Origin of the sequence: Salinivibrio sp. MA427 (assembly GCF_001996115.1) — a bacterium.
In the GTDB taxonomy this organism is placed as follows: domain Bacteria; phylum Pseudomonadota; class Gammaproteobacteria; order Enterobacterales; family Vibrionaceae; genus Salinivibrio; species Salinivibrio costicola.
This window is the reverse complement of the sequence record NZ_MUFH01000476.1, coordinates 1-2,374: the sequence shown is the minus strand read 5'-3', so window position 1 is coordinate 2,374 and position 2,374 is coordinate 1. Positions and strand designations below refer to the sequence as shown.

Here is a 2,374-nt window from a genome sequence, read left to right as displayed (position 1 = left end):
GGCTTACGTGGGGTCTTAGCTTCAATATTTAACTTAGCTAACTTCTGTTCCGACTTAGGGAAACTATAGGAGAAGAAAGGCTTAGTAGTTTTGGCTCGATAAGAGACTGGAAACAGCTCCCTACTTAATGCGTCAAGGTCAACACCAGATTGAATTTTTTGGTAAGCCTCTGAATCAATAGAAACAACTTTTGCTCGCTTCTTGGTATCACTCCACAGCGCATTAAAATTATCCACTTCGACTTTGCCATAATCAGCAAAAGATTCACGCCAACTGAAAAAAAGTGAAACTTCCTCAGAGTTATATTTAGACAATCCAGCCAGGGTTTCATTTGCTGAGCCACTGAATACAACAATTTCATCCTGCTGATAAAAGATCCCTATTTTTTTGTGGAACATGCCTTGATGAGTGAAGGCAAACTTAATCTCAAGTAGCCCTTTCGCCACCATATATGTCAATAGCTTCAGATTCATTTCGTCACTACTAAGCAATAAGTCAGCTAATTGAAGAGACTTTGTTTTACAAGGATTTGATACTCCCTCCATCACTGCCTCATACTCATTGTCAGATAATGGGTCACCAATGATAAGGCGCATCTTACCTTCAGAATGAATAAACTGCTCCAGTCCTTGTGCTGCTGAAACTAGAACATCAGCTGAAAAATAACCTACAGCTCTATCATAGCGATTTGCACAAGAGAGCAAGGGAATATGTACACACTCCAGTATACTTTCTTCATCGGTGTCATACTTAGCTTGAAGTCCAAGAGCTGAAAACTGCATTATTACTCCCAATCAAGCCATTGAGTAAGATTTCGCCATGCGTTAGTCAGCAGTAATACACCTCGTTCATCAATATGTTGCTTCGTCCATTCATCCGCAAACGTAATATCTGCAAATTTTTTTTCTAGCATTAATATTGAAGCATTACGCTTAGATTCATTAGAAATTTGGTTCTCTGCCAATAAGATATCATCAATATTGTCGATCGAATCATTGGATAAAGATTGGAGTAGATGTTGTTTGAGATTGTACCAAGACGGTGGATTCGTGCTGGAAACCCCATTGCGAGCATCAATTAATACGTTACCGATCTTGTTGTACTCTTCTGGGTNCTTCTGGGTTAGCAATTTCATCATCACCCCACCCTTCAGTAGAGCCACCGTTAAATACCTTCTTAATAGCGTCTTTACCAGAAAGTAGCTCCCACATTATAGTGGTCAGAAAGTCAGTACTCGGTTTATTTGAAATCTCATGATGGATACCGTTAAGCTCGATGCCATGCATACCAGCTAAGAGCAACATTTTAATACTCTTCGGCTTAGTTAGAATCTGTTGCTTAGAACAGATATCAAGCCACTTTTCATCAACATCCTCTTTCGGAGAGCCTTTTGAACTGATCTTTGCTTCTAGCTCTTCCCGAAAAAAACGCTTAATAATATCGGTATTAAATCGATCAGACGTCAGAGGCCCGCTACCCAATTGATATCCTTTTTGGTCTAGACTCACACCGCGTTCATGTAACTTTTTATAAACAGCATCAATTCCATCAGCTCCACCACTCATCGCACGCCAAAGTACGCTAAATGCAGTTACAGCCTTAAGCACTTTTGCAAAGYCGGAATACTCTGTACCGGTTACTCCAAACTTTTCATCAGCTAATACAAACTGTACCAATAGGCTTTGAACAATATCATGTTTCATATCTACGAGGTAACGTAAACATAGATTTGAAATATCCTGCTCGCTAGATTCTACTAGATTTCCGACACTAGGCACCGCAGCCTGCCAATGATCGAATAGAAAATCAGCAGTTGTTGCAAGTTGGGTTAAATACTCGTCTTTATAATGACAGTTTTCATAGCTTTTCAGCATTGCATCACGTTGATCTCTTAAGCTCGTAACTTTCACTTTTCCTTGATATGCGCGAACAAAGGCAAGTATTAGAGCTTTAGTTTTAAGGTTTTTTTCTTTACTTTTGATGGTACCTTCAAAGCGCTCCGTGATGGAGTTGAGAGTACCCATTGACGCTTCAATTTCTTCTTCGGGAGTCCCATTTTTTCTCTGGGCTCCGATGTGTTCAATTACTTTAGGAACAAACGTTTCAATGGCAGTAAGAGGCTCTCCTGTTGTGTTCAAAGCCTCAAACATATCGAATGCATAAGATTCATTGTTCACTTCAACATAAGTAAGGCAAACGCGGTGAAGCAAAAACTTTGCAAACGCGGCTATGTAAATTACTTCTGCAACTTTATCATGCGACTCAGATGCTTTTGCTAGATCCTTATCAATAGGGAAGTCTAAACATATATCTAACGTTTCAATATCGACTAAGTCGCTGATATTGATTTTCTCTTCTAGTTCGCCTTCAGGAG

General features: G+C 39.7%; 1 pseudogene. It reads right to left on the bottom strand.

The annotated features are described in order from the left end of the window. Positions 1–782, bottom strand: a pseudogene (locus BZG79_RS15720) (phospholipase D-like domain-containing protein); the annotation flags it as partial. Positions 783–2,374: the final 1,592 nt, after the last annotated feature.